This is a genomic window from Gemmatimonadaceae bacterium, assembly GCA_036273715.1.
Classification (GTDB): domain Bacteria; phylum Gemmatimonadota; class Gemmatimonadetes; order Gemmatimonadales; family Gemmatimonadaceae; genus JADGGM01.
The window spans coordinates 15,631-40,181 of the sequence record DASUHB010000050.1; the positions used below are offsets into that span (position 1 = coordinate 15,631).

The 24,551-nt window shown below is 67.2% G+C and carries 26 protein-coding genes; 15 read left to right on the plus strand and 11 right to left on the minus strand.

Annotated elements, in window-relative coordinates; genetic code table 11:
* Positions 1-13 precede the first annotated feature (13 nt).
* A complete protein-coding gene (locus VFW04_10925; protein HEX5179836.1) occupies positions 14-1,342 on the minus strand; it encodes a thymidine phosphorylase in 1,329 nt (442 codons plus the stop codon).
* A gap of 88 nt (positions 1,343-1,430) precedes the next feature.
* Here VFW04_10925 and VFW04_10930 point away from each other — a divergent pair, with 88 nt between their 5' ends.
* Entirely contained in the window at positions 1,431-2,204 is a 774-nt protein-coding gene (locus VFW04_10930; GenBank protein HEX5179837.1) for a hypothetical protein, read from the plus strand.
* 54 nt (positions 2,205-2,258) lie between these two features.
* On the opposite strand, the gene VFW04_10935 is transcribed toward VFW04_10930, so the two are convergent.
* Positions 2,259-2,555, minus strand: a complete 297-nt coding sequence (locus VFW04_10935; protein ID HEX5179838.1) for a YtxH domain-containing protein — start codon at positions 2,553-2,555, stop codon at positions 2,259-2,261.
* A 283-nt stretch (positions 2,556-2,838) separates the two neighbouring features.
* Between VFW04_10935 and VFW04_10940 the strand changes: the two genes are divergently transcribed.
* From VFW04_10940 to VFW04_10960, 5 genes are read left to right on the plus strand one after another with little or no spacing between them, the layout of a single operon-like run.
* Entirely contained in the window at positions 2,839-3,231 is a 393-nt protein-coding gene (locus VFW04_10940) for a response regulator (GenBank protein HEX5179839.1), read from the plus strand.
* Positions 3,221-4,252, plus strand: a complete 1,032-nt coding sequence (locus VFW04_10945; GenBank protein ID HEX5179840.1) for a diguanylate cyclase — start codon at positions 3,221-3,223, stop codon at positions 4,250-4,252. Before VFW04_10940 ends, VFW04_10945 begins: the two co-directional genes overlap by 11 nt.
* Positions 4,203-5,012 carry a GAF domain-containing protein gene (locus tag VFW04_10950; protein ID HEX5179841.1) on the plus strand — a complete coding sequence of 270 codons (810 nt, stop codon included), beginning with the start codon at positions 4,203-4,205 and terminating at the stop codon, positions 5,010-5,012. The genes VFW04_10945 and VFW04_10950 overlap by 50 nt, the downstream gene beginning before the upstream one ends.
* A gap of 48 nt (positions 5,013-5,060) precedes the next feature.
* Complete coding sequence (ligA, locus tag VFW04_10955) at positions 5,061-7,127, plus strand: NAD-dependent DNA ligase LigA (protein HEX5179842.1); 2,067 nt, start codon at positions 5,061-5,063, stop codon at positions 7,125-7,127.
* A gap of 43 nt (positions 7,128-7,170) precedes the next feature.
* Entirely contained in the window at positions 7,171-7,731 is a 561-nt protein-coding gene (locus tag VFW04_10960) for a 4-vinyl reductase (GenBank protein ID HEX5179843.1), read from the plus strand.
* A 32-nt stretch (positions 7,732-7,763) separates the two neighbouring features.
* On the opposite strand, the gene VFW04_10965 is transcribed toward VFW04_10960, so the two are convergent.
* On the minus strand, positions 7,764-8,252 hold the full coding sequence (locus VFW04_10965) for a phosphoribosyltransferase (GenBank protein HEX5179844.1): 489 nt from the start codon (positions 8,250-8,252) through the stop codon (positions 7,764-7,766).
* Between the two features lie 193 nt (positions 8,253-8,445).
* On the opposite strand from VFW04_10965, the gene VFW04_10970 reads away from it, so the two are divergent.
* Genes VFW04_10970 through VFW04_10985 form a run of 4 tightly spaced genes read left to right on the plus strand, consistent with a single transcriptional unit; the run spans position 8,446 to position 12,348 of the window.
* Positions 8,446-8,901, plus strand: coding sequence for a tetratricopeptide repeat protein (locus VFW04_10970; GenBank protein HEX5179845.1), 456 nt, complete (start codon positions 8,446-8,448; stop codon positions 8,899-8,901).
* A 3-nt stretch (positions 8,902-8,904) separates the two neighbouring features.
* On the plus strand, positions 8,905-9,672 hold the full coding sequence (locus VFW04_10975) for a ParA family protein (GenBank protein HEX5179846.1): 768 nt from the start codon (positions 8,905-8,907) through the stop codon (positions 9,670-9,672).
* A complete protein-coding gene (locus VFW04_10980) occupies positions 9,672-10,448 on the plus strand; it encodes a hypothetical protein (protein HEX5179847.1) in 777 nt (258 codons plus the stop codon). Before VFW04_10975 ends, VFW04_10980 begins: the two co-directional genes overlap by 1 nt.
* Positions 10,449-10,491: 43 nt before the next feature.
* A complete protein-coding gene (locus VFW04_10985; GenBank protein ID HEX5179848.1) occupies positions 10,492-12,348 on the plus strand; it encodes a long-chain fatty acid--CoA ligase in 1,857 nt (618 codons plus the stop codon).
* On the opposite strand, the gene VFW04_10990 is transcribed toward VFW04_10985, so the two are convergent.
* The 4 genes from VFW04_10990 to VFW04_11005 are packed head-to-tail and all read right to left on the minus strand — an operon-like array spanning position 12,345 to position 14,795.
* Positions 12,345-12,989 carry a Trm112 family protein gene (locus VFW04_10990; GenBank protein HEX5179849.1) on the minus strand — a complete coding sequence of 215 codons (645 nt, stop codon included), beginning with the start codon at positions 12,987-12,989 and terminating at the stop codon, positions 12,345-12,347. The genes VFW04_10985 and VFW04_10990 overlap by 4 nt on opposite strands.
* 6 nt (positions 12,990-12,995) lie before the next feature.
* Positions 12,996-13,745: an SDR family NAD(P)-dependent oxidoreductase gene (locus VFW04_10995; GenBank protein HEX5179850.1), complete on the minus strand. Its 750-nt coding sequence runs from the start codon at positions 13,743-13,745 to the stop codon at positions 12,996-12,998.
* Entirely contained in the window at positions 13,742-14,359 is a 618-nt protein-coding gene (gene folE / locus VFW04_11000; protein HEX5179851.1) for a GTP cyclohydrolase I FolE, read from the minus strand. Before folE ends, VFW04_10995 begins: the two co-directional genes overlap by 4 nt.
* Before the next feature lie 22 nt (positions 14,360-14,381).
* Positions 14,382-14,795, minus strand: coding sequence for a 6-carboxytetrahydropterin synthase (locus VFW04_11005; GenBank protein HEX5179852.1), 414 nt, complete (start codon positions 14,793-14,795; stop codon positions 14,382-14,384).
* A 186-nt stretch (positions 14,796-14,981) separates the two neighbouring features.
* Between VFW04_11005 and VFW04_11010 the strand changes: the two genes are divergently transcribed.
* On the plus strand, positions 14,982-16,166 hold the full coding sequence (locus VFW04_11010) for a hypothetical protein (protein ID HEX5179853.1): 1,185 nt from the start codon (positions 14,982-14,984) through the stop codon (positions 16,164-16,166).
* 268 nt (positions 16,167-16,434) lie between these two features.
* Positions 16,435-16,671 (plus strand): hypothetical protein, encoded by a 237-nt coding sequence (locus VFW04_11015; protein HEX5179854.1) that lies wholly within the window; start codon positions 16,435-16,437, stop codon positions 16,669-16,671.
* A 22-nt stretch (positions 16,672-16,693) separates the two neighbouring features.
* On the opposite strand, the gene VFW04_11020 is transcribed toward VFW04_11015, so the two are convergent.
* Positions 16,694-17,929, minus strand: coding sequence for an SLC13 family permease (locus tag VFW04_11020; GenBank protein ID HEX5179855.1), 1,236 nt, complete (start codon positions 17,927-17,929; stop codon positions 16,694-16,696).
* Between the two features lie 20 nt (positions 17,930-17,949).
* Here VFW04_11020 and VFW04_11025 point away from each other — a divergent pair, with 20 nt between their 5' ends.
* The 3 genes from VFW04_11025 (at position 17,950) to VFW04_11035 (ending at position 19,839) form a co-directional block, all read left to right on the plus strand.
* Entirely contained in the window at positions 17,950-18,963 is a 1,014-nt protein-coding gene (locus VFW04_11025) for a complex I NDUFA9 subunit family protein (GenBank protein ID HEX5179856.1), read from the plus strand.
* A gap of 313 nt (positions 18,964-19,276) precedes the next feature.
* Positions 19,277-19,483 (plus strand): hypothetical protein, encoded by a 207-nt coding sequence (locus VFW04_11030; protein HEX5179857.1) that lies wholly within the window; start codon positions 19,277-19,279, stop codon positions 19,481-19,483.
* Positions 19,480-19,839: a hypothetical protein gene (locus VFW04_11035; protein ID HEX5179858.1), complete on the plus strand. Its 360-nt coding sequence runs from the start codon at positions 19,480-19,482 to the stop codon at positions 19,837-19,839. The genes VFW04_11030 and VFW04_11035 overlap by 4 nt, the downstream gene beginning before the upstream one ends.
* 43 nt (positions 19,840-19,882) lie before the next feature.
* Here VFW04_11035 and VFW04_11040 read toward each other — a convergent pair whose 3' ends face one another.
* The 3 genes from VFW04_11040 to VFW04_11050 are packed head-to-tail and all read right to left on the minus strand — an operon-like array spanning position 19,883 to position 24,545.
* Positions 19,883-20,857 (minus strand): GNAT family N-acetyltransferase, encoded by a 975-nt coding sequence (locus tag VFW04_11040; GenBank protein ID HEX5179859.1) that lies wholly within the window; start codon positions 20,855-20,857, stop codon positions 19,883-19,885.
* Positions 20,857-23,322 carry an SMC family ATPase gene (locus VFW04_11045; GenBank protein ID HEX5179860.1) on the minus strand — a complete coding sequence of 822 codons (2,466 nt, stop codon included), beginning with the start codon at positions 23,320-23,322 and terminating at the stop codon, positions 20,857-20,859. Before VFW04_11045 ends, VFW04_11040 begins: the two co-directional genes overlap by 1 nt.
* Positions 23,322-24,545, minus strand: coding sequence for a metallophosphoesterase (locus VFW04_11050; protein HEX5179861.1), 1,224 nt, complete (start codon positions 24,543-24,545; stop codon positions 23,322-23,324). Before VFW04_11050 ends, VFW04_11045 begins: the two co-directional genes overlap by 1 nt.
* Positions 24,546-24,551 lie beyond the last annotated feature (6 nt).

A 24,551-nucleotide genomic window follows, 5' to 3' on the forward strand; every position in this document is an offset into this window, starting at 1 on the left:
GCGCCCGCTGCGTTCAGGCGGTCCGCGTCACGCCATCGATCGTGACGCGGTGCGAGACCAGCGGCAGCGGGTGATCGGCCTCGTCCGCGATCCCGATGGCCGTGCGCAGCGCGGCGCGGCCGACCTCGATGCCCGCGTCGTCGCGGGCGAAAATCGTCGCGATCGGCTCCCCGCGCTCCACCCAGTCGCCCGGTTTGGCGGTGATCACGAAGCCGACACCCGGGTCGAGCGGATCGTCCGGGCGCTCGCGGCCGCCGCCTAACGCAATCAGCGCGCGGCCGATGGGCCGCGGGTCCACGCGCGCGACGAAGCCGCGGCGCGACGCCTCGAACAGCTCGCAGGCGCCGGCCTGCGGCAGCACGGCCGGGTCGTCCACCACGCCCGGGTTGCCGCCCTGCGCCTCGATGACCTCCTGCAGCCGGCGCGCCGCCTCACCCGACGAGATCGCGCGCTCCATGCGCCGGCGTGCGTCGTCGCCATCGGCGGCCACGCCGCCCAGCTGCAGCATCTCGGCGCCTAACGCAAAGGTCACGGCCATCAGGTCCGACGGACCGTCGCCCTGCAGCGCGTGGATTGCTTCCTCCATCTCCAGGGCGTTGCCCACCGCGCGCCCCAACGGACGGTCCATGGCCGTGAGCAGCGCCACCACCGTGCAGCCGCGGCTCTCGCCTAACGAAACCATCGTCCCGGCCAGCTCGAGCGCCGCGTCCAGATCCGGCACCAGCGACCCCGACCCGCGCGTGATGTCGAGCACCAGCCCCGTCAGATCCTCCGCCAGCTTCTTGCTCATGATGCTCGACGCGATGAGCGGTACCGACTCGGACGTCGCCGTTGCGTTGCGCAGCGCGTACATCCCGCGGTCCGCCGGCACCACCTCCGCCGACTGGCCCATCATCACGCACCCGATTCGCTCCAGCTGCGCGCGCGCGTCCGCAAGCGCGATGTCCGTCCGCATGCCCGGGATCGATTCCAGCTTATCGAGGGTTCCTCCAGTATGCCCGAGCCCGCGACCCGTCATCATCGGCACCGCCACGCCCAACGACGATACCAGCGGCGCAAGGATGAGCGAGGTTTTGTCGCCCACGCCGCCCGTCGAGTGCTTGTCCACGCGCGCGGCGGCAAGATGTGCCAGCGAGAGTTGGGCGCCGCTTCGCCGCATGGCATCGGTCAGTGCAGCCGTTTCAGTGCGGTCGAGACCGTGCACGTACACGGCCATCAGCATCGCCGCCATCTGATAGTCGGGGACGTCGCCCGCCACATATGACCGGATCAACGCACTCCATTCCGACGGCTCGAGACGGCCGCCGTCTCGTTTCCGCTCGATGAGCCGTGTGACGAGCATTGACCGGGGTTGGGGGTATTTCTACGTTGTCGCCGGCGCGAAGCGCTGCGACCTGATGCGCTTTCACCGTCCAAATGTCGGAGCTTTCATGTACATCCGCTACCTCATCGCCGCGGCGGCGTTCACACTCGTTGCCGGCTCCGCTCACGCGCAGTCCGCGGCTGTCCACATTGCCGAAGGCGACAGCGCCGACGCCGCGCTGCAGCCGTCGACCGCGCTCGAGCACTACGAAGCGGCGCTGTCCGCCGACTCGACCAACTACGAGGCGCTCTGGAAGGCGTCACGCGAAGCCGTTGACCTCGGCGAATTCGAGCCCGACAAGAACAAACGAAAGGACTATTTCGCAGAAGGCGAACGCTTCGCGCGCCGCGCCGTAGCGGCGGATTCGACCAACGCCGAGGGTCACTTCGCGCTCGCGCGAGCGCTGGGACGCGTCGCGCTCACGTTGGGCGCGCACGACCGCGTGAAGTACGGAAAGGAAGTTCGCAATCAAGCGCTCGATGCGCTCAAGTACGACTCGCTCCACGCCGGCGCCCTGCACGTGCTCGGCCGCTGGAACGCGGAAATCATGCGTTTGAGCGGCTTCTCGCGCTTCTTCGCCAAGACCTTCCTCGGCGGCGGCGTGTTCGATCAGGCGAGCTGGGACTCGGCGGTCTACTACATGGAGAAGTCAGTCGCCGTCGATCCCAAGCGCATCGTCCACCGACTGGACCTGGCCGAGATCTACCGCGATCGGGACAAGCCCGGCGATCGGGAGAAGGCACGCGAGCAGTTTCAGGCAGTGATCGACGGCCCGATCACTGAATACAACGACAAGTTCTACAAGAAACAGGCAGCAGAGGAACTCGCCAAGCTCCACTGACCGGTCTCGAAGACGCGCAGAATCCGGCGCCGCAGACTTGCGGCGCCGGCCGTCTCACGAGAGGTTCAGACTCTGCCGCAGTTTCTTTTCGCCCTTCCGCGCGCTCCTCCGAATGTCATCCCGCAGGTCTTCTACACGGTCGGACACGTGCTCGCCGAGCCGCCGCGCGCGACGGCGAAGAAATCGGCGTGTTTCGTCGCCGGCGCGCGGCGCCATCAAGAGCGCGCAGCCCGCGCCCAGCACCAGACCAAGCATGAGGCCGCCGGCAAACATTGCGACGCCCGAGGTTTCGTCTTCCGTCTCATTGTCCTGGTCCTCGACATCATCTGCATCATCGGTCGCGTCAGACACGTTCGCCTCCGCTGCGTTGGGGTCGTTGTTTCGGGTTCGGGAAGTAATGGAATCTGTTGGGCGAGACATCGTTAACGTGCGTTACTCTGATGCCGATGGGAGCGAGCATGGCAAGAAGCTTGCTTAACGCTGCGGTATCTGTCGAGGTCTCACGCCACACGAGGCATGTGCCCGACGAGACGGACACTGGCCGTGCGTTCGAGCGTTTCGGCGATCAGAACGAGAGCAGCCTGCGATCCGCCTGTCTTCCGAATGCAGCAGGGCACTCCGCTCGAGGACACGAATGACCAGCATCAGATTGAAGACTGTGCTGCTCGTGGAAGACAACGAAGACAACAGGATCGTGTACTCCACGATTCTGCAGCACTTCGGCTATCGAGTCACCGAGGCGTTGAACGGCGAGGAAGGCATCGCCAAGGCGCGCACGGAGCAGCCCGATCTGATCTTGATGGACATTTCGATTCCGGTGATCGACGGCTGGGAAGCCACGCAGGTGCTCAAGCGTGATCCGAAAACGCGTCGCATTCCGATCATCGCGCTCACCGCGCACGCGCTGGCGTCGGATCGCGAGAAAGCCATGGAAGTCGGATGCGACAGTTATCTCGCGAAGCCGTGCGAACCCAAGACGGTCGTGAGCGAGGTGGAGCGATTCATTGGCCGAGGCGATGGACGGTGAAGTTCGGCGCGCACCGCGGGTCCTGATTGTCGATGACAGCGAGGACAGCCGCGAGGTGTTGCGTGTCCGGTTCGATGCGACCGGGTACGTCACGGAGTGCGCGTGTGATGGCGCGGAGGCGCTGAAGATCGTCGCCGATTCTCCGCCCGACGTCATCGTGCTCGACGTGATGATGCCACGGGTGGATGGCAACGAAGTCGCGCGCCGCATCAAGGCCGATCCGTCGCTGCCGTTCATTCCGATCATCATGCAAACGGCGCTCGACGAGGTCGAGCAAAAGGTTCGCGGCTTGAGCGCGGGCGCCGATGACTACGTCACCAAGCCCGTCGAGTTTGCAGAGCTCGAGGCGCGCGTGCGATCGATGCTCCGCATCAAGGCGCTGCAGGATGCGCTGCAGCGCCGCGAGTCCGAGCTCGAGCGCGCAAACGCGAAGCTCCTCGAGCTCGCGGTGTCGGATCCGCTGACGGGACTCGACAATCGCCGCCGGTTGGACGAGCGGTTCCACGAAATGTTCGAGCACGCTGTTCGCCTAAAAGAACCGTTGGCGGTCGCGATGTTCGACCTCGATCATTTCAAGCAGGTGAACGACGACTTCGGCCACCGCGCCGGCGACGAGATGCTGCGCCAGATCGGCTCGGTGCTGCGCGCGTCGATGCGTGAGATCGACCACGTTGGGCGCTATGGCGGCGAAGAGTTTCTGGTCCTCCTCCCCGGCACCGCGCTCGACGCCGCGGTGACCTTCGCCGAGCGGGCGCGTCTCAGGGTAGCGGCGCATCGGTTCTCCTTCGAGGGACGGCCGTTCCAAGCCACGATCAGCTGCGGCGTTGCGGCCTGGCCGGACCAGCGGCTGGTGAATCGCGACGAATTGCTGCAAGCCGCCGACGACGCACTGTATGTGGCCAAGCGAACGGGACGCGACCGCGTCGTCCGATACGCCAGCGCCGAGTTCACCGCGAACGTCAGGAAATCTCATGATCAGCATGGCAGTGGAGCGCCCGCGGGAGGAGCAACCGTCGGGTAACGGTGACACGATCGCCACGCTTCGCGCGCGCATCTCCGAGCTCGAGCGCGAACGCGATCACCTCGTGGCCGTCGTCGACATCCTCACCGAAATCTCGTCTTCGCTGCATTTCGTCGACATCCTGCAGACCATCGCCAAGAAGTTAGGCGACACGTTCGGCCTCGACCGCTGCTCGATCTATCTGTTGGGCGAGCAGCGCGATGTCCGCCTCATGGCGACGTACGAAGCGCCGGCAATGAACAACCTCATCGTCGACCTCGACCGGTATCCCGAGCTCAAGCGCGCCTTCGAGAGCGGCGAGACGGTCTTCATTCCCGACGCCGCCGCCGACCCGATGCTCCAGCAGATGCAGCCGGTGCTCGCGCTGCGAAACGTCCGCTCGATCGTGGTGGTGCCGATCCGGTGGCGCGGCACCGTGATCGGCGCGATTTTCCTGCGCACCGAGCGCGAGGGCGCGCCGTTCTCCGACCGCGACATCCGCTTCTGCCAGGTGGTCGCCGCCCTGACCGCCAATGCGCTGCGCAACGCGCACCGCTACGAAGCTCTCCAGCGCGGGCAGAAAGAAGCCCAACGCAATGGCCGCCAGGGCGAGCTCCAGCGCATCGCGCTCATCGCATTCGTACGCCGCCTGCTCGACCGCTACACGAACACCGAAGACCACATGTGGGCCGAAACGCTCCTGGCAACGTCGGCGGATGAGGAGCTGGAGAGGCTGGTGTCGGTGACGCTCGAGGTAGTCGGAGAAGAAGCGAAGAGCTGATCCGCCGGGCGCGCTGCGCGCGCCGCCCGAACATCATATTTTTCGTTCGTGACGTCCCCGAACGATCGTTCCCCAGACTGCCGGCAGCTCGAGACGAGGGCGCGAGATCTTCGCGCGCGGCTCGAACGCGCCAACCACTGCTACTACGTGCTCGACGCACCCGAGATTTCGGATCGCGAATACGATCTGATGATGCGGGAGCTGCGCGACATCGAAGACCAGTGTCCCGACCTCCGCACGCCGGACTCGCCGACGCAGCGTGTCGGCGCGGCGGTGCAGAGCGGTCTCGCCAAGGTCGATCACCTGGTGCCGATGCTCTCGCTCGCCAATGCATTCGACGACGACGAGCTCCGCGACTGGGAAGTTCGCGCGGTGCGCATCGCCGGCGCCGAGGTCCGCGACTCCGGCTACACGGCGGAGCTCAAGATCGACGGCAACGCCGTCAATCTCACGTACGAACGCGGCGTGCTCGTGCGCGGCGCGACGCGGGGCGACGGGACCGAAGGCGAAGACGTCACCATCAACTTGCGCACCATCCACGACATTCCGCTCCGGCTGCACACGCCTAACGCACCGGACCTCATCGAAGTCCGCGGCGAGTGCTACATGACGTTCGACGGATTCGAGAAGCTCAACGACCGCCGGCGGCAAGACGGGGAGAAAGTCTTCGCCAATCCGCGCAACTCGGCCGCGGGATCGCTGAGGCAGTTGGACCCCGCGATCACCGCGAAGCGCCGCCTGCGGTTCTTCGGCTACGCCGTGGCGCCCGGGCCCGGCGTGCGCCTGCCCTTCACCACGCAGTGGGCGCTGCTCGACACGCTCGAGAGCTGGGGCTTCCCCGTCGAGCCGCACCGGCGGCATTGCCAGACGCTCGAAGAGGTCGTGACGTTCGTCCAGGAAGTCGAGCACACGCTGCGCGCCAAGCTGGCGTTCGGCATCGACGGCGTCGTGGTGAAAGTCGATGCGCTGAACGTCCAGGACGAGTTAGGCGACGTGGGACGGGAGCCGCGTTGGGCTATCGCGCGCAAGTTCGCGCCCGACATCGAAGTCACGCGTCTCGAGGACATCCGGGTGAACGTCGGCCGCACCGGCGCGCTCAATCCCTACGCCATGCTCGAGCCGGTGGAGATCAGCGGCGTCATCGTGAAGCTCGCCACGCTGCACAACGAGGCGCTCGTGCGGCAGAAGGACCTGCGCATCGGCGATTGGGTGCAGGTCAAGCGCGCCGGCGAGGTGATACCGCAGGTGATCGGACCCATTCCCGAGCGCCGCGACGGAACCGAGCGCGAATGGCACATGCCGGATCGCTGCCCCGTGTGCAACACACCCGTCGAGCGCGACGCGGATCAAGCCGCGGTGTACTGTCCTAACGTTGCCTGTCCCGGACGGCAGCTCGAGGGCCTCGTGCACTTCGTGTCTGGCGGCGCAATGGACATTCGCGGGCTGTCGTACGCACGAATTCGCCAGCTCATCGATGCGGGCCTGGTGCACGACTTCGCCGACATCTTCTCGCTCACCGTCGAGCCGTTGGTGCGGCTCGAGCGCTTCGCCGAGAAGAGCGCCGAGAATCTCGTGGCGGCAATCGACGCGTCGAAGCGACAGCCGCTCTCGCGGCTCCTCAACGGACTCGGGATCCTGCACGTGGGCGAGATGGCTGCCCAGGTCCTCGCGCGGCACTTTCGCACGCTCGATGCTCTCGCGCGTGCCACCGAAGAACAGATCACATCCGTGCGCGGTGTGGGCGACATCATCGGGCGATCCGTGGCGGCGTACTTCGCCAACGACACCACCAGAGCGTTGATCGAGAAGCTGCGCGAACGAGGAGTGAATTTCGAGGAACCGGCCGGCAAGCACGCAGGCAATGGCGCCGGTAGCCTCACGGGCAAGACAGTCGTCATCACCGGTACGCTGCCCACGCTCTCCCGTAAGGCGGCTACCGAGTTGGTCCAGAACGCCGGCGGACACGTCACGTCGTCCGTGTCCAAGAGCACCAGCTTCGTCGTAGTCGGCACGGATGCGGGGAGCAAGCTGGATCGCGCGCGCGAGCTCGGCGTCGAGATCATTGATGAAACGGAGCTCTTGCGCCGAGCAGGAGCCGAGCCTAAAAACCAGTAGCGCGGCGCGACAGGCGCCGACTCGTCCAACACACGAGGCAGTCATGGCCGACACGATCAACCTCGCCGATCACGCACTGGTGGCTGTGAGCCGTCCCGCCATACACGCGCTGCGCGCCGCCCTCCTGCGCGACGTCGGGCCGGCGTCGGCGGCGGCGCTGCAGGAAGCGGGATACGCCGGCGGCGCCACAGTGTTCGAAGCGTTTCGCGCCTGGCTGCACGAGCGGGGTGACGGCGCTCCGGAAGATCTCGACTTCGAAACCTTCCAACGGCGCGCGTCCGAGTATTTCCGGCTCGCCGGTTGGGGCACGTTGGAGATCGGCTCGCTGCGGGACGCGGTGGCGACCGTCGACACCGATGACTGGGGCGAAGCGAATCCCGACGAGCACCTGGATCAACCCGGCTGCCACTTCACGACCGGAATGCTCGCCGATTTCTTCGGGCGCTTCTCCGATGTGCCGCTCGCAGTGCTCGAGGTAGAATGCCGCTCCGCCGGCCACGAGCGGTGTCGCTTTCTTCTCGGGAACGGCGACGTCATGCGGTTCCTGTATGACCGGATGGAGCAGGGCGACACGTACGACGCCGTTGTCTCCGCGGTCGAGTAGCCGCGCCTTCGTTAGGCGCGCCTAACCAACGATCAGGAGACGGACGACAGCAGGTCTTCGTCCCATGGGAGCACGATCGTGCTCTCCGTTTCCAGCGCCGAGAAGTCGGGCTCGTACGGCCCGGTGCGGAATCCCACCGCCGTGCGCACATCGGCGGCCCCCGCATTCACCAGCGCGGCCACGGCCATACGCATCGTCTCGCCCGTGTCGCAGGTCTCGTCCACGAGCAGCACGCGACGGTTGCGAACCTCGGGCGGCGCAACGCCCAGAATGGCCGGCGTCTCGCGCACCGATTGGGCGTGATAGCGGCGGCTCACCACAATCGAGTGGAACTCGCGACCGAGGATCGCCGCGATCACCGCGCCCGGAATGACGCCGGCAGTGGCGATGCCGACGACGATCTCGGGATCGTACGTCCGGGCCACCTTGAGCGCGAGTGCGCGAGACAGCTCGCCGAAGAGCGGCCAGTCCACCTCGAAGACGCCGCGCGTTCGGTCCGCGGGCTTACGTCGTGGCGCCACGTGTCCTCCAGGTTGGCGGCCGACTTCGACTCAGCGCGAAAGCTACCGTCGCACGCTCGCGGCCGACAGCGCGGTTGCCGCCCCGCGTGGGCCTGCATAAGTTTGCCCTCGACAGGTACGCCGAGTGCGCATTCCTGCACCGCGCCACCGTGGTGCGCCTTCCCACCCAAGTTCTCGACTCTAGACGCATCGCATGTCCTGGTGGAGCCGCTTGACGGGTGGTGGAACGGCGCACACGCCGCGCCCACAACGTCTCGACTACTTGAGCGAAGCGCTGGCGCTGGAGCGCCAGGGTGACTACGACGCCGCGCTCACGTCGTACCGGCTCGCACTGCGCGATCAGCCCAACGATCAGCGCATCCTCCAGAACATGGCGATCGCGTATTCGCGAACCGGACGACTGGACGACGCCATCCGCTGCTATCGCCGGGCACTCGAAATCGACCCGCAGTTGAGCGGCGCGCACTATGGCCTGGCGTATCTGCTGCTCAAGCGCGGCGACGGCCAAGGCGCCCAACGCCACCTGACGGCCTTTCTGGAGCATCCGCCGTCCACGGTCGAGGCGGAACGGTGGGTCCAGCATGCGCGGCAGACCATCGAGCAGATCAAGGCAGGCGGCGGGGCGGACTCCGTCCCCGGCACGGAATAGCGAGTGGGAACCGTCCTCGCCGTCGTGAGCCAGAAAGGCGGTGTCGGTAAGACGACCACCGCAGTGAATCTCGCCGCCGCGTTCGCTCGGCGCGGTATGAAAACGCTCCTCGTCGACGTGGACCCTCAGGGCGCAGTGCGCTACGGCGTGGGGCTGCGCGCGGACCATGTCACCGTTGGAATTTCCGATTATCTATCGGGAGAGAAGACGCTGCGCGACATCATTTTGCCGACGGCGTTACCATGGCTTCGCGTGATTCTGGCCGGGACCGTCAGCGCGGCCACGAATCACGTCGCGTACCAGCACCGGATGGAGGAGTCCACGTTGCTTCCCGACTTGTTGGCCATGGCGCGGCAGCGCACGGACATCGTCGTGGTCGACACGCCGCCGGGACTGGGCCCGACGGTCGAGCGGGTGCTCTCGGCCTCGCAGCACGTGATCGTGCCGCTGCAGGCCGAGCCGCTGGCGCTCCAGACGACGCCGCAGATTCTGCGCGGCATCCAGGACATCGTGATGACTAACGACGAGCTGACGCTCGACGGACTCGTCCTCACGATGTACGACGAAACGAGTGAAACCAGCGTGCGCGTGTCGGAATACGTGCGGCGCCACCTGCCGCGCAACATGGTGTTCGACCTGGTGATACCGCGGAGCACGGCGGCGGCCGATGCATTCGCGGCGGGCCAGCCGGTGGTATTGCGGTCGCCGGCCGACGCGGCGGCGCAGGCGTACGTGAACCTCGCCACCGAGCTTGCATCACGGTTCGAGTGATGCGGCCCTCCCTCCGGGCGGCGTCGCTCGCGCTGTCGGTCGCCGCGGTGGCCGCGGCGTGCAACGAGGTCGGGACCAACGCCAACGCGCCGGTCGCGATCCAGCTCGATGCGCCCGCGTCGCCGTCCGTCCTGCTCGGCGATACGCTGCGCGACAGTCTGGGGCAGGTCGCGCCGCTGCACGTCGTGGTCTTCAACTTCAAGAACGACAGCATCCCCGGCATCCCGGTGTCGTTCCTGGCCGTCGACTCGACGCACGCGGTGACCGTCGACCCAGCGTTAGGCATCGTGGTCGGACACGCGCTCATTCCGCGCGTGCTCGTGGTCGCGACGGCGGCCGGCCTGCAGTCGATTGCCGACACGATCGCCGTGGTCGACACGCCATCCGTGATGCTGGCCGAAGATTCATCGCGGGACAGCGTCGACTACAGTTTTGCCAACGGACTGCGCGATACGACCATCACCCTCCGCGTGCGCCTGCTGCACCTGCCGGACTCGGTGCCCGTGCCCACGTACGCGGTCCACTACACGATCGTACACCCGTCGCCCTACGACAACACGGATTCGACCAATGCGCAGCTCGTGAAACTCGGCGGAGCGGTCGGACAGCTGGTGGACACGACGGACGTGAACGGCAGCACCAACCTCGGCTTGCGCATCACGCCGTTCACGCACGCGTTCAACGACTCGATCGTCGTACAGGTGAGCGCATCGGCGCCGGGCGGCCTCCCGACGGGCAGTCCGATCACGTACGTTAGGCGCATCAACATCCACTGAGCGCGCAGCGCGGCAGGAACGCGCCGCGCCGAGCGAGGCCTCCATGACGCTGACTGCCGAGTCGAACACGTCGACGGAACGCGATCCGCGACTGTCGCCGACGACGCTCACGCGCCTCTTCTTCGACGCCGTCGAAGGGTACGATCGGCCGAACGCACTGCAGGTGAAGTCGGGTGGCGCGTACCAGCCGATCTCGCACCGCACGCTGGCAACGCGGGTTCGTCACGCCGCGTTCGGGCTCCGCGCGCTCGGCATTCCGGACGGCTCGGCCATTGCCATCCTGTCCGAGAATCGCCCGGAGTGGGCGATCGCCGACTACGGCTGTCTCACCGCGCGCTACATCGACGTGCCGATCTACCCGACCCTCCCGGCCGAGCAGGTCGAGTACATCCTCGAGGACTCCGAGACCGTCGCGATTTTCGTCTCGACACGCGAGCAGGCGCAGAAGATCGCGGCCATTCGCGCATCGCTGCCCAAGCTCAAGTGGGTGATTGCGTTCGACGACCTGGATGGCGGCGGCGTGGATTTCGCGCTCACCGCGCTCGAAGCGCGCGGCGCGGCCAGCGAGACGCCGGACGCCGGCGCGCGCTATCGGACAGAAGCATTGGCCGTCCCGCCGGACCAGGTGGCGACGATCATTTATACGTCGGGCACGACCGGTGAGCCGAAAGGAGCGATGCTCACGCACGGGAATCTCGCGTCCAACGTGGCCGCGGTGGCCAAAGTCATCCCGATAACCGGAGACGATGTATCGCTGAGCTTCCTACCGCTCTCGCACGTGCTGCAGCGGCACTTCGACTATCTCATGTTCGCGACCGGCGTGTCGATCGCGTACGTGGAGTCGATGGACACCGTGACCGTGAACATGACGGAAATCCGCCCAACGCTGGTGGTGGCGGTCCCGCGCGTGTACGAGAAGATCTATGCGCGGGTGCTGGAGAACGCGCTGGCGAGCGGCGCGATCAAGAAGCGCATCTTTTTCTGGGCGCGCGCCGTCGGCGAACGATGGGCGGACGCTCGCCTGTCCGGTCGTGCGCCCAACCCGCTGCTCGCGGCCCAGTATGCGGTCGCGCGGCGGCTCGTGTTCTCGAAACTGCGCGATCGCGTGGGCGGGCGGTTGCGCTATTTCGTGTCGGGCGGCGCGCCGCTGGCGCCGGCGATCAACAAGTTCTTCTATGCCGCCGGGCTGGTGATTCTGGAAGGCTACGGCCTAACGGAAACGTCGCCGGTGATCGCGGTGAACACGCCGGACCGCTATCGCATCGGCACGGTGGGGCCGCCGATCGCCGGCGTCGAGGTGACGATCGCGCCGGACGGCGAGATCATCGTGCGCGGACCGAACGTGATGAAAGGCTACTTCCACAAGCCGGAGGCGACGCGTGATGCGATCGATGCCGATGGCTGGTTCCACACCGGCGACATCGGGGTGCTGGAAGACGGGTTCCTGCGCATCACGGATCGCAAGAAGGACATCATCGTGACCGCGGGGGGAAAGAACATCGCGCCGCAGCCGATCGAAAACCACATCCGGATGAACAAGTACGTGTCGCAGGCGGTGATGATCGGCGACCAACGCAAATTTCCGATCGTGCTCGTGGTGCCCAACTTCGAGCAGCTCGAGCGCTGGGCGAAGCTCAAGAATCTGCTCTACGCGGACCGCAGGCAGCTCCTCGCCCAACCGATGGTCAAGGCGAAGATGGAAAAAGAAGTGTTGGGCAAGCTCGCGGGGCTGGCGCACTTCGAGACGCCGAAGAAGATGGCGTTGTTGGACCGCGACTTCACCGTCGATTCCGGCGAGCTGACGCCGACGCTCAAGGTGCGCCGCCGGGTGATCGACACGAAGTACAAAGCGGTGATCGACCAGCTCTATGCCGGCGGCGAGGCGGCGCGCCGAGGCTAACGCAGTGGCCGGGGCGCCCGCGCGAGGGTGGTGAGGTCGTGCTTCTCGCCCAACCGATCGTGGGCATCGTGCGCGCGCTCGACGATGCCGTGGGGGAGCGGGCTCGCGGTGGGCAGCAGCAGGCGCCCGGAGGGCCTGAGCGCGGCGACGGTGGACGCGAGAAAGTGTTCGGTCGCATGCGCCGCATCGACCGCCATCGCGCGCACTGATTCGGGACGGAGCGGCAGCGCGTCGGGCGCGCGCGCGATCGAGACGCCGGCGCCGCTCGAGACAACGCCTAACGGATCCACCGCCAGCACATGGACGCGCTCGGCGAGCGCGGCCACGTCGTGCGCGGCGTCGGCCCACTCGCCGGCCAGCACGACCAGGCCGCCCCCTTCCGTTAGACCGAGGAGCGCCGCCGCGCGGAGGCCGCGCGCGCCGTGGTCGGTCGGCACGATCTGCGGGGCGGGCGGCGGCGGCGCCCCGGCGCCGCGAAAGTCGGCGATCCCATCCACGATCGGATACCGCGCGCCGCACACGGGGCATCCCAGTTCCCCGGCCAGAATGTCGCGGTCCTCCAGACGGTCCGCCGACGCCACCAGCCACATGAGCTCGTGCGGGCGCGGACACCGGAACGCCTCGACGATCTCGATGAACATCGTCCGTCAGCTCGCCGAGAGCCGCAGCTCGTCCACGTTCACGCGCTCGGCGCGTGTGAGGGCGTAGAGCACGGCGTCGGCGACGGCATCGGCATCGAGCATCGCGTCGCGCGAGGGGAACCGGCCGGTGCCCGGAAGGTCGCCCCAGATGTCGGTGTCGGTCGGGCCGGGCGAGACGAGCGTCGCCCGCACGCCGCTGCCGCGCAGCTCCTCGCGCAGCACGTCGTGCAGCGCGCGCGCGCCGAACTTGCCCGGCGAATACGACCCGTTGCCGGGATACGCCACGCGGTCGGCCACCGAACCGATCGTCACGATGTGACCGCGCCCCCGCGCGCGCATGCCGTCGAGCACCGCGTGCGCGAGATAGAATCCCGCATTGAGATTGACGGCGATCGCGGCCGCGAACGCATCGGGCGTGATGTCGGCCAGCGGCTGGGGATGGAAGATCCCGGCGTTGCTCACGAGGATGTCCGGTGCGCCGCCGAAGGCGAGGGTGATCACCTGGATCGCGCGCCCAACGGCCGCGGCGTCGGACACGTCGCACGGCACCGGCAGCGCCGCTCCGCCTAACTCCGCCGCCCGTTGGGCGAGGGTGTCGGCGCTGCGGGCGAGCATCGCGACGCGCGCGCCGGCCGCGGCGAGCGCGCGCGCAATCGCCAAGCCGATGCCGCGCGATGCTCCGGTGACCACGGCGCCCCGCCCCGCCAGCACGGCGCCGGCCGCATCCGGCGCCGCCGGCGACGTGTGTCCCGTCACCGCACCGGCGGCGTGCGGCCGTGCGCCAGATACAAGAACTCCTCGCGCGTGCGCGCGTCGTTGCGGAAAATGCCCCGCACCGCCGACGTCACCGTCTGCGAGTTCTGCTTCTGCACGCCGCGCATCATCATGCACAGGTGATACGCCTCGATCACCACACCCACGCCTTTCGGGTTCAGCACATCCTGAATGGCCTGGGCGATTTCTTCAGTTAGGCGCTCCTGCACCTGCAGCCGGCGTGCGAACACCTCGACGATGCGCGGCAGTTTCGACAAGCCGACGATCTTGTTGTCCGGGATGTACGCGATGTGCGCCTTCCCGAAGAACGGCAGCATGTGGTGCTCGCACAGCGAGTACAGCTCGATGTCGCGCACCATCACCATGCTCGAATGCGGCTCCTCGAACACCGCGTTGTTCACCACTTCGTGCACATCCATCTCGTAGCCGCGCGTGAGCCACGTGAGCGACTTCGCGACGCGGAGCGGCGTCTTGAGCAGTCCTTCGCGGTCGGGATCCTCGCCGATCAGCTGGAGCAGGCGGTGCACGATCGACTCGAGCTCCGGGGCATGTTCCGGTGTGTGATCGTCATCCGCCTCGAGCAACGCGCGGCTCACGCGGCCGTCCAGGCGCGGCGCCTTATTGCCCTTCGTATTCGACATAATTGTTGTCGGTCTCCCAGAGGCGCAGGCGCGTGAGCGTTGCCGGACCCATCACCGGAGCCAGCACGTTCCAGCACGCGACCACGAGGTTTTCCGCCGTCGGGTTGATGCCCTGCATGAAATCGACGTCGATGTTCAGATTTCGATGATCCATTTTGTCGACGAGATGTTCTTCTACCACGTCGCGCAATTTCTTCAGATCCATCACGTACCCGGACGTCGGCTCGATGTCGCCGACGACCGAGACATCGAGACGGTAGTTGTGACCGTGCCAGTTGGCGTTGTTGCATGGCCCGAAGAGTGACCGGTTTTCCGAGTCGCTCAAGTCCGGATTGTGCAGACGATGGGCCGCGTTGAACGTGAGGCGGCGGGTAACGGTGACTCGTGGCATGGAGAAGGATGATGAGACGCGTCGAACGAACGCGGCGTGCCGGCCCTGGGTTCCCATGGAACCGCTTGAGCCGACTGCGCCGCGCGTCTATGTTCCGCTCATGAAACCGCCCCGCGAGCGAGGCAATTCTGTTAATACGGACGGCGGCGGTTGAAAGTCAAGGTCGCTCTGACGACGGCGGCGACCGTGAGCAGCGCAGCGTGGTCGGCGGCATGGACGTTCCCGAGCATGCTGCTCAGCGCATTCCTCGTCGCGTGGGCGGCCGAGGCGGCGCAGTTCCTCATCGCGCAGGGACTCGCCCTCGCCATCCTCGCGTGGATCCAAACGCTGCCCGAGCTCGCGGTCGAAGCCGTGATCGCATGGCAAGCGGGCCACGATCCCGTGAGCTGCTTCGTCGCCGCGCCGCCGGCCGGTTGCAAGTCGCATCTGGCGATCGCGAATTTCACCGGCGCCGTGCGCCTGCTCATCGGGGTCGGGTGGCCGCTCATCTATTTCGTGGCCGCGTTGGGCCGGCGGAAACACGGGCGCGCGTTCCAGCCGATCCATCTGCACGACGAGCACTCGGTGGAAGTCATCGCGACGGGTCCGCCGCTCGTGTACTTCCTCTGGATCTGGCACAAAGCGTCGATCGGCATCGTCGACGCGGTCGTGCTCCTCGCGATGTACGTGGCGTACCTGGCGATCCTGTGGCGGTTTCCTCCCAAGAGTGAAGAGTCGCTCGATCAGGCTTCGGCCGTATCGCGTTGGGCATACTCGCGGCCGGGCGTGTGGCAGCCGATCACCATCGGCGCGCTGTTTCTGTTAGGCGGCGCCCTCATCTATTTTACCGCGCATCCGTTCCTCAATTCGATGCTGGCGGTGGCGACGACGTTCGGCGTGAGCGAGTTCGTCTTCGTGCAGTGGGTGGCGCCATTCCTCAGCGAGTTCCCCGAGAAGGTGTCGGCATTCCACTGGGCGAAGCGCGTGCGCACGGCGCCCATGGCGCTCATGAACATGGTGTCGAGCAACGTCAATCAGTGGACCGTGCTCGCGGCGACGATTCCCATCGTGTTCTCGTTCGCGCGCGGCGGGCCGCACGCACTGCCGCTCGATCCGACGCAGCGGATGGAAATTCTGCTCACCGTGGTTCAGAGCGTGGTGGCAGCGCTCCTGTTGTCGCGCATGCGTCTGCACTGGTGGGACGCGACGGGACTCTTCGTGCTGTGGCTGGTCCAGTTCCTGGTTGCCGAATGGCGCGAAGAGGTGGCTCTGGTGTATGCCCTGTGGGCGCTCGCGATGCTCGGCTCCTGGATCTGGAAGCGTCCGACGGCGCCGCGCATCTTCTGGGAGCTCATTCGCGGGAGGCGGCGGGTGGAAGGCGTCGCGTCGTAACACGAGAAACGCTGCGACACAGCGGGTGCGTCGAGCACAAAAAAGAGCCCCACCGGAGTGGGGCTCGAGAAGTTGGAACGAAGAGGTTTTTTGAAGCCCCGTCGAATGTATGAGGTCCTCACCCTGCCTTTCGCCTTCCCCGCACTGGGGCATGACGTCAAACAAAGCTTATCGAACCCACCCGAGAGACTTGTTGGCTCAAAAATGTGAGCTCTTCGTCCCATTGCCGATCGGAATGTAGCGTTCACTCAGAAGCGAGTCAATTCAGATGACGACCGTCGAGAAGAAACGATTGCTGTACGTCGCGGCATATCCCGTCGCGATCGCAATGCTCGGGTTCTGGGCTGTGATGGTGTTCGCATTTTCCGGACCGGGCTGGGTGCATCTCTTCCTCTCGCTCGGTCTGTTCATTCTCATCTGGCGCATCGTGGCCGGCGGCACCTGGGATGCGTGGGAACGCTACGTGGCCAAGCGCGACGCCGAGGAGCGACAACGCAAGTCGTAGCGCGCGCGGGCGCCGCGGGCGATCAGCGCGCGAGCCAGACCAGCATCACGACGCCCCAGGCCAGCGTTAGGAGCGTCACCGGCACGCCGGCCTTGAGCACGTCGCCGAATCGCAGCGCCACCCCGCGCGCCGCGGCGCGCTCGGCCACGATCAGCGTGGCCATCGATCCCAGCAGCGTGAGGTTCCCGGCGAACGTCGAGCTCATCGCCATGACGAGCCAGATGAACCGTGCGTTAGGCAGCTGCGGCACCACCGGACGCCAGAGAATCACCGCCGGCACGTTGGACACGAGGTTCGAGAGCGCCGTCATCGCGGCGCTCGTCACCGCGGCGTCGTGCCACGGCGCGCCGTGCAGCGTCGACGCGGCGCGCGACGTGAGATCCACGAACACCGGCGCCGACTCCACCCCGCGCATCACCACGAACAACGCCGCGAAGAACAACAACAGCGACCATTCGACGTTGGCGAACGCGGCCGCCGGGTCGCGGTTGCCGACCGCGATCATGAGCGCGCCCGCCGTGATCGCCACCACGGGCAGCGACAGTCCCGCGAGCCATGCCGCGAGCGCGCCGGCGAACAACACGAGCGCGCGGGCGACGAGCCCGCGATCCATCGGCCGGCCGGCCGGCGGCGCGGCAACGGATGGGAAGGGGCGCGCCAGATCGCGACGAAAGAGCACCGCCAGGACGCCGTAGACGATGGCCAGCCCGCCTAACGACGGCAGGACGAGCAGCGCCAGGAAATCGCGGTAGGCGATGCCGCTCGAGATCCCGATCAGCATGTTCTGCGGATTGCCCGTGATGGTCATCGCGCTTCCCACGTTGGCGGCGAACGCGATGCCCAACAGGTAGGGCAGCGGACGCGTGCCGAGGGGCTCCAGCGCGGCCAGAACGAGCGGCACGAACACCAGACAGACCGTGTCGTTGAGAAAAACGGCGGACAGGAGCCCGCTGGCCACGATGATGCCCGCGAGCAACGCGTGCGGCGATCGAAAGCGCCGCGCAATCCACACTGCCGCCCACTCGAAAAATCCGCCGAGCTCGAGATAAGCGACCAGCAGGAGGACGCCGAGCAGGAACACGATCACATCGATGTCGATTGCTGCGTAGGCGGCACTCGGCGACAGGCCGCCCAGGACCACCATGGCGACCGCGCCGAGGAGCGATGCCGCCGGCCGGTTCAAGCGCACGCCCGGGACTTGCTGTGCAGCAATCAGGACGTACGTGACGACGAAGATCGCGAGTCGAACGCTGGTCACGATTCGAAGGAGGTGGACCAATGGAGGACGTTCCCATGGCGACGGCCGGCGGTCCAGCAGCGCAACCCGCGCCTCAGGCGGTAACCGCGGAGGAGCCGCGCAAAGGTGTCGTGCTCGTGACGGGCGCAGCGGGTCTCGTCGGCTCCCACACATGTCGCGAGCTCGCGCGCCGCGGATGGAAGGTGCGCGCGCTCGTGCGCAGCCCCACCAAGGCCGACCGGCGATTGGCCGGCATTGCCGTCGATCTCGCGTTGGGCGATCTGCGCAGCTCGGACACGGTGCGCGCCGCTGTGGATGGTGTGGATGCGGTGGTGCATCTGGCGGCGATCGCGATCGAGAAGCGCGGCGAGTCTTACGAAGATGTGAATGCCGCCGCGACGATTGCACTGCTCGACGCGTCGCGCCGAGCGGGCGTACGGCGATTCCTGCACATGTCGCAGAATGGTGCGTCGAGCGCATCGCCGTACCGATTCCTGCGCAGCAAGGGCGCGGCGCAGGACGCGGTGGTGGCGAGCGGGCTCGATTGGACGGTGCTGCGGCCGTCGGTGATCTTCGGGCCGGAAGACGAGTTCGTGACGGTGCTCGCGCGGCTGGTCCGGCTGTCGCCGGTGGTGTATCCGGTGCCGGGCGGCGGCGCAGCGAGGTTTCAACCGGTGGCGGTGGACGACGTGGCGCGGGTGATCGGGGTGGCGCTGGAGCGAGAGGACAGCGTTAGGCAGACGTATCCGGTGGGCGGTCCGGCGGCGTTGACGCTCAAGCAGATGATCGAGCGGGTGCTGCTCGCGATGCACGCGCAGCGGGTGTTGATTCCTGTCCCGGTGGCGCTGCTTCACCCGGTGATCGCCGCCGCGCAACGGGTGCTGCCGCACCCGCCGGTAACCACGAGCCTGCTCGAGCTGCTGGCGATCGACAATACGGTGGGCGACATGCGTGTGTGGATCACGTTTGGCTTGGCGCCGACGCCGTTCGCGCCGGAGGAGCTGACATACTTGCGGAGCATCACGGCGAGCGAGGCGTGGCACGCGCTGTGGTGAGGGCGCATGGGCGCGCGCCTAACGGACGCGACTTCCGCGGTCTGGAGCATTCGCCGGTAATGTACCGCGCTCGCACCTGTGCGGCCATTCGCGGCGACCGCGGCCCCGTGCCCGCGGGGTTCGATACCGGCCGGATTCATTGGCCGCACGTGCGCCCAACGTCATCGCCGTCCCGCCCCGCTATGTACTTCTGAAACGATCCGGGACATACTGGCGACAGGCTGTTTCGCAGTTTCGGACTCGAAGGCCTGTATGACCGCGCTACGGTGTCCGTTCCCACGAGCGCGTGGGCCGTCCAACAACCGCTGTGCTTGTGACTGACGACCCGTCCGACCCTACAGCCGTCGCCCGCCAGTTTTTTGATGCGCTCCACAAATATGATTGGAGGGCGGCCGCCGAACTCATTGACGACGAGGCCGCCGGCGAACTGCGTTCGAGCAAACTCACGTCCGTGGTCGCGTGGATCGAACATCGCGATGCCATGCGACTCGCGCAGGAACAGGGCATGGCGTATGGGTGAGCACGAAGGGCGGCCTCGATCCGGCGAAGATCGAGCGCTTTGCAGATGAGCGCTTGGAGGCATTTCGCGACTCGCCAACGCTCGCCGAGCTCGTCGCGCTTGCACCGGTGCAGTTTTGCGCTCTGTTCCTGGAAGCGATTGGACGGCCCGTTGGCCCGTACCGGGTGTTCGGATGCGTACTGGAGCGCGACGATCTGACGCACGTGATTTATCGCGCCCAAGCCGGTCGGTATCGCGGGTCGATCCAGGTCGATGTCCTGCAGGCACGATGTCGCAACGGCCCGTGGCGTCTCGTCCCGGGTCGGGAGATCATCTCAGGCATCATGCTGTCGTTGGACAGGCCGCGCCGAGGCTGATCGCTCGTCCGTTAGGCCGACTCGGGCGGACGGTCCCGGCCGCTCAAATCTCCCAGTTGCTCCACACCACGCCTTCCGCCGCCACCGGCTCCGGATGCTCGGCCAGCGTCATGCGCAGGTCGGTCCAGCGCACCCGTCCGCCTAACGATATCAGCGTGCGGTAGGCATGCAGATAGTCGGTCTGCGACCGGAAGGCCACGCGGCGCGTGCCGCTGCGCCGCGCGTAATCGGCGAGCGCGATCACGGCGCCGCCCAGATCGGCGCCCGGGGCAAGCACGAGCTTGAGCACGCGCGTCTCCTCACGCGACCGGCCCTCGACTAACGGAGCGGTATGGCACAGCGCGAACCCCGTCAGGCGGCTGCCGGTGCGGAACAGCACCGTGTCGCCCAGCCCCAGCTCTTCCGTCAGCACCAGCTCGCGCGTGAAATCGTAGCCGGCGAGCAACCCGTCGACGAGCGCGCGGCATTCGTCCAACGCCTCGTGCTGGTCGCGCGTGGCCATTCTGCCTAACAGAAGCGGCGCGTGCTCCGCGTGCGCGCCATCCAGCGTTACCGTGATCGTCAACCGGCCCGGCACGAAGCCCAGCGAGGAATAGAAGCCGATGTTGTCCATCGTCCGCGGCATCGTCTCGAGACCCACCGTGGACGCGCGCGCCCGCTCGAGCCACGCGATGCCCGACCGCACGATCTCCTTCCCCACTCCAGCCGCCTGGCTCTCGGGCCGCACGGCCAGCGGACCCATCCACCCCTCGCTGCCCGAACAGTGCACCACGTTGAACGCCACGATCTCGCCGCGCTCGTCGCGCCACAGGAGCGCACCCGCGCCTGCGTCCTCGATCGCGTAGCGCCAGATGAGCGGATTCAAGTACGGCACGCGCACGCCGACCATGCCGTCCCGGCGATACCGTTCCGTGAAGCTGTCGCTGAACACCTGGTTGAGCGCCGGAATGTCCTCGACGCGCGCCCGATGCGGCCCCTCGGGATGGTGGCCCGTCCGCCACGACCGCGCCACGGCCATCAGTCTGCCGCTCCCGCGGCCGCGAGCTCCGGCGCGCCCGCCGGGCCGCCGCCGTTAGGCAACTGCCGGTCGTCGCGCTTCGCCACCGACGCGCCCGTCGCCGCGTCGTAGCGCACCGTCACCACCTGGTCGAGCATGTCGCGCACCGACTCGATATGCGTGATGAGAATCACCTGCTCGAACCGGTCGTGCAGCCCGCGCAGCAGTTCCAGGACGCTCGTGCGGTGCGCGTCGTCGAGCGATCCGAAAATCTCGTCGAGCACGAGCAGCGAGAACGGCTGCCCCGAACGCTCGGCGATCATCTGCGAGATCGCCAGCCGCAGCACCAGGTTGGCAAGGTCCTCCTCGCCGCCCGAGATCACCGGCTTGGCAACGCCATCCTCGAGCACGACGATGTTGTACTGGTCGTCCAGCTCGAGCTCCGTGTACCGGCCGGCCGTGAGGTCATCGAGGAACCCGCTCGCCAACTCGGACAACTCGGGGCGCAGTTGGAAGTTGAGGGAATTGCGGAGATCGGTGTACGCGCGGTCGAGCTCCTCGTGCAGGCGTCGACGCACGTTGAGCTCGCCTAACAATCGCTTCCGCTCCTCGAGCTCGGCCGCCGCGTGCCTGGCCTGCGCCTCCGCGGCCTCCGCCGACGCGAGCTCGCTCTCGGCCGTCGCGGCGGCGAGCTCGGACGCGTGCACGTCGGCGGCGGCCTTGGCATGCTCGTCACGCAGCGCCGCGTACTGGTGCTCGGACACCGTGAGCGCCGCCTGCCGCGCCCGGAGATCCGAGATGCGCGCGCGCAAGGCCGCTTCGGCGTCATGCAGCTGCGCGCGCTCGCGCAGCAACGCCGGCTCCCGCTCGATCTGCGCGCCGAGCCGCGTCGCCTTGGCATCGAGCGGCATCAACCGATCGAGCTCGCGGCGCACGACGCCATGACGCTCGGCATCGTATCCGGCGGGAATGGTCTCGAGCTCGCTGCGGAGCGCGGCGATGCGATCGCTCTTGGCCGAGGTCTCCCCGCCTAACTGTGCCAACTCCTGCACCGCGTGCTGCACCTTGAACAGCCGCCGCTCGAGCGCCTTCACCTCATCGGCTGCCGCGCGGCGCTGCTCGTCCATCTCCCGAAGATCGGCGGGCATCTCGAGCAACTGCTCCATCCGGCCCTTGTAGTAATTGCCGTCGACCATCACCGTTTCGAGCTGACCGTCGAGCAACTCCAGCACCAGACGCAGCGTGCCCTTGAGCGGGCGTGCGCACGTGGGACAGGCTCCATCTTCTCCGGCGGCGGCAAGCCGGTCGCGCTGTTGCTTGAGCTCAGCGTACTGGTCGCGCAACGCCTGGCGCTTGGTCTCCGCTTCCTGACGGTCCCGCACCCACTCGGTGCGGCGCGCCTCCACGCGGCCATCCAACTGCTCGAGCGATGCGCGCTTCTCCTCGAGCGCGACCGTTGCCTCCTCCTCGAGACGCGGTGCGGTGTCGAGGCGCGCCCGACGCTCGTGCAGCTTCGCCAACTCGTCCTCGAGCAGCGCGCGCGATGCGACGAGCGACTGCCGCTTGCCATCCTCGCGCGCCAGCAGTTCGAGGTGCTGGAATTCGGCGTGCAGCGCGGCATACGGAATGAGCTCGGCGGCCAACGCCTCACGCTCGGCTTTCGCCGACGCGATTCCGCCTAACTCCCGGGCCAGACGCTCGGCGTCACGGGCGAGACCCGCTTCCTCGCCCTCCGCACCTCGCAGCTCGGCGAGCAGGGCCTGGAGCGCGTCGCGCTCGCGCTGCACGAGCTCCCACCGCGGCCGTACACGGTCGAACGCCGCCTGCGCCCGCGTTCGCACCTCCCGCGCCGCCTGCGCGGCGCGAAGCGTGGACGCCAAACGCCGGCGCGCGTCGTCGAGCTGCTTCGCCACCTGCTCCGCGTCCGGCATGCCCTGCTGGATGCCGGTGATCTGGGAGCGGAGCTCGGTGAGATGCAGGCGCGCCAATTTCTGGGCATCGCGCAGCCGCTCGTACCCCAGCACGTGTGAGAGGAACTGTCCGCGCTCCGTCGGCTTCATCGCCGCCATCACGCTCAGATCCTTCTGTCCGGTGAAGTACGTGTTGAAGAACTCGTCGCGCGTCATGCCCAACTTGCGCGTGAGGATCTCGGTCACGCCGCTGATCGAGTTCGCAATCGGCGTCGCCGCGCCGTCCAGATAGAGCTCGGCGTTGGTGAGACCGCGGACCACGCGGTAGCGGTGGCCGGCCATCTCGAAGTCGAGCTCGACGCGCACGGTGGCGCGGGGCGCGGCGCGGTTGAAGCGGATGGACTCGCGCGTACCGCGCGCCGCGGTATTGCCGTAGATCGCCCACGCGAGCGCCTCGAGGATCGTCGTCTTGCCCGATCCGTTAGGCCCGATGATGCCCGTCAGGCCGGCGTCGAAGTCGATCCGGGTGTCCGCGTGCTGGCGGAAGTTCGCGAGGGCGATCCGGTTGAGGCGCACTACCGCGGTCCGTCCGCCGCCGGGCCGGCGGCCGCCGGGCCCCACGCCTGCTCGGACGCCCCGTCGGCGGCGTCGAGATACTCCAGGCCTAACGCAACCAGCGCGGCGCGGTCGAGATCGGACTCGATCGGCCGGCGGCCCAGGTAGGTCTCCACCATCTCGCGCAGCGTGGCCCGGCGGCCGCCGGCGGCGTTCAGCGTCAGCCGGACGGTGTCCGGCTTCCGTGCGTCGAGATGAAAGTGCAATGCTCGGCGCTTGTACTCGCGCAGCGCGCGGTGGTCGAGCTCGCGCACCACGTGGCGCGGCACCTCCCGGAGCACGAGCCGCACGACGCGGTCGTCGATACCGCCCTCGCACGCGTCCACGCGCTCGCGAATCGCGGCGTCCACATCCGCCGCCGACAGCCCACGCGCCAGGATCGACGGCAATTCGGCCAACCGGCGGGCACCGGCGATGGGGTGAAACCGATGCGTGCCGGCGTCGAGGTCGTACTCGATAAATCCCTTCCCCGGCACGCCGGCTGCGCGCTCCTCGTACATCTCGCTCCACATGTTAGGCGGGAGATATTCGAGCGAGCCGCAGTAGTACATATTCGGGGCCATTTTCTTATGTACGTGGTAGTGCCCCAGGGCCACGTAGTTCCACCGCTCGGGACCGATCGTTTCGATCGGCACCGGCCGGGACGGTTTGTCCGGATAGGCCAAGTTAGGCGGAAGCATGCCTTCCACTTCGCCGTGCATCGCGACGACGTTGTACCGCCTGCTCGAGTCCGGCTGGAACTCCGGCAGCGGTGCCCCAGCCGGCAGGTCCGGGACCGGGAGCACCGAGAGGTCGTGCAGCCTGAGCGGAATCGGCTCGAGGTTCGTGGTCGCGACGTGGACGTAGTCGTCGATGCGCCGGAACAGCTCGAGGATACTTCCCGTTTCGCTGGCGCGCGGCCGATCGTGGTTGCCGGCCACGATGACGACCTCGGTTTCGGGCAAGGCGAGTCGTACGCGTTGGAGCTGGAAGAAGGCCTCGATGATGGCGGCGTTCATCGGGCGCACGGAGTGAAACACGTCGCCCACGATGAGCACTACATCGGGTCTGAGCGCGATCACGCGGTCCATCGCGCGACAGAAGACGAACGCGACGTCGGCCTCGCGCTGGTTGATTCCCTCGGGCGTGAGCCGGTGATACTGCCGGAAACCGAGGTGCAAGTCGGCCAGGTGTACGAGGCGCACGCCGAA

What these genes read in the sequence shown, in the direction of transcription:
- VFW04_10925 (HEX5179836.1), bottom strand. Translation starts at nt 1,342, where the DNA reads ATGCTCGTCACACGGCTCATCGAGCGGAAACGAGACGGCGGCCGTCTC.
- VFW04_10930 (HEX5179837.1), top strand. Translation starts at nt 1,431, where the DNA reads ATGTACATCCGCTACCTCATCGCCGCGGCGGCGTTCACACTCGTTGCC.
- VFW04_10940 (HEX5179839.1), top strand. Translation starts at nt 2,839, where the DNA reads ATGACCAGCATCAGATTGAAGACTGTGCTGCTCGTGGAAGACAACGAA.
- VFW04_10945 (HEX5179840.1), top strand. Translation starts at nt 3,221, where the DNA reads ATGGACGGTGAAGTTCGGCGCGCACCGCGGGTCCTGATTGTCGATGAC.
- VFW04_10950 (HEX5179841.1), top strand. Translation starts at nt 4,203, where the DNA reads ATGATCAGCATGGCAGTGGAGCGCCCGCGGGAGGAGCAACCGTCGGGT.
- VFW04_10960 (HEX5179843.1), top strand. Translation starts at nt 7,171, where the DNA reads ATGGCCGACACGATCAACCTCGCCGATCACGCACTGGTGGCTGTGAGC.
- VFW04_10970 (HEX5179845.1), top strand. Translation starts at nt 8,446, where the DNA reads ATGTCCTGGTGGAGCCGCTTGACGGGTGGTGGAACGGCGCACACGCCG.
- VFW04_10980 (HEX5179847.1), top strand. Translation starts at nt 9,672, where the DNA reads ATGCGGCCCTCCCTCCGGGCGGCGTCGCTCGCGCTGTCGGTCGCCGCG.
- VFW04_10985 (HEX5179848.1), top strand. Translation starts at nt 10,492, where the DNA reads ATGACGCTGACTGCCGAGTCGAACACGTCGACGGAACGCGATCCGCGA.
- VFW04_10990 (HEX5179849.1), bottom strand. Translation starts at nt 12,989, where the DNA reads ATGTTCATCGAGATCGTCGAGGCGTTCCGGTGTCCGCGCCCGCACGAG.
- VFW04_11005 (HEX5179852.1), bottom strand. Translation starts at nt 14,795, where the DNA reads ATGCCACGAGTCACCGTTACCCGCCGCCTCACGTTCAACGCGGCCCAT.
- VFW04_11015 (HEX5179854.1), top strand. Translation starts at nt 16,435, where the DNA reads ATGACGACCGTCGAGAAGAAACGATTGCTGTACGTCGCGGCATATCCC.
- VFW04_11025 (HEX5179856.1), top strand. Translation starts at nt 17,950, where the DNA reads ATGGAGGACGTTCCCATGGCGACGGCCGGCGGTCCAGCAGCGCAACCC.
- VFW04_11040 (HEX5179859.1), bottom strand. Translation starts at nt 20,857, where the DNA reads ATGGCCGTGGCGCGGTCGTGGCGGACGGGCCACCATCCCGAGGGGCCG.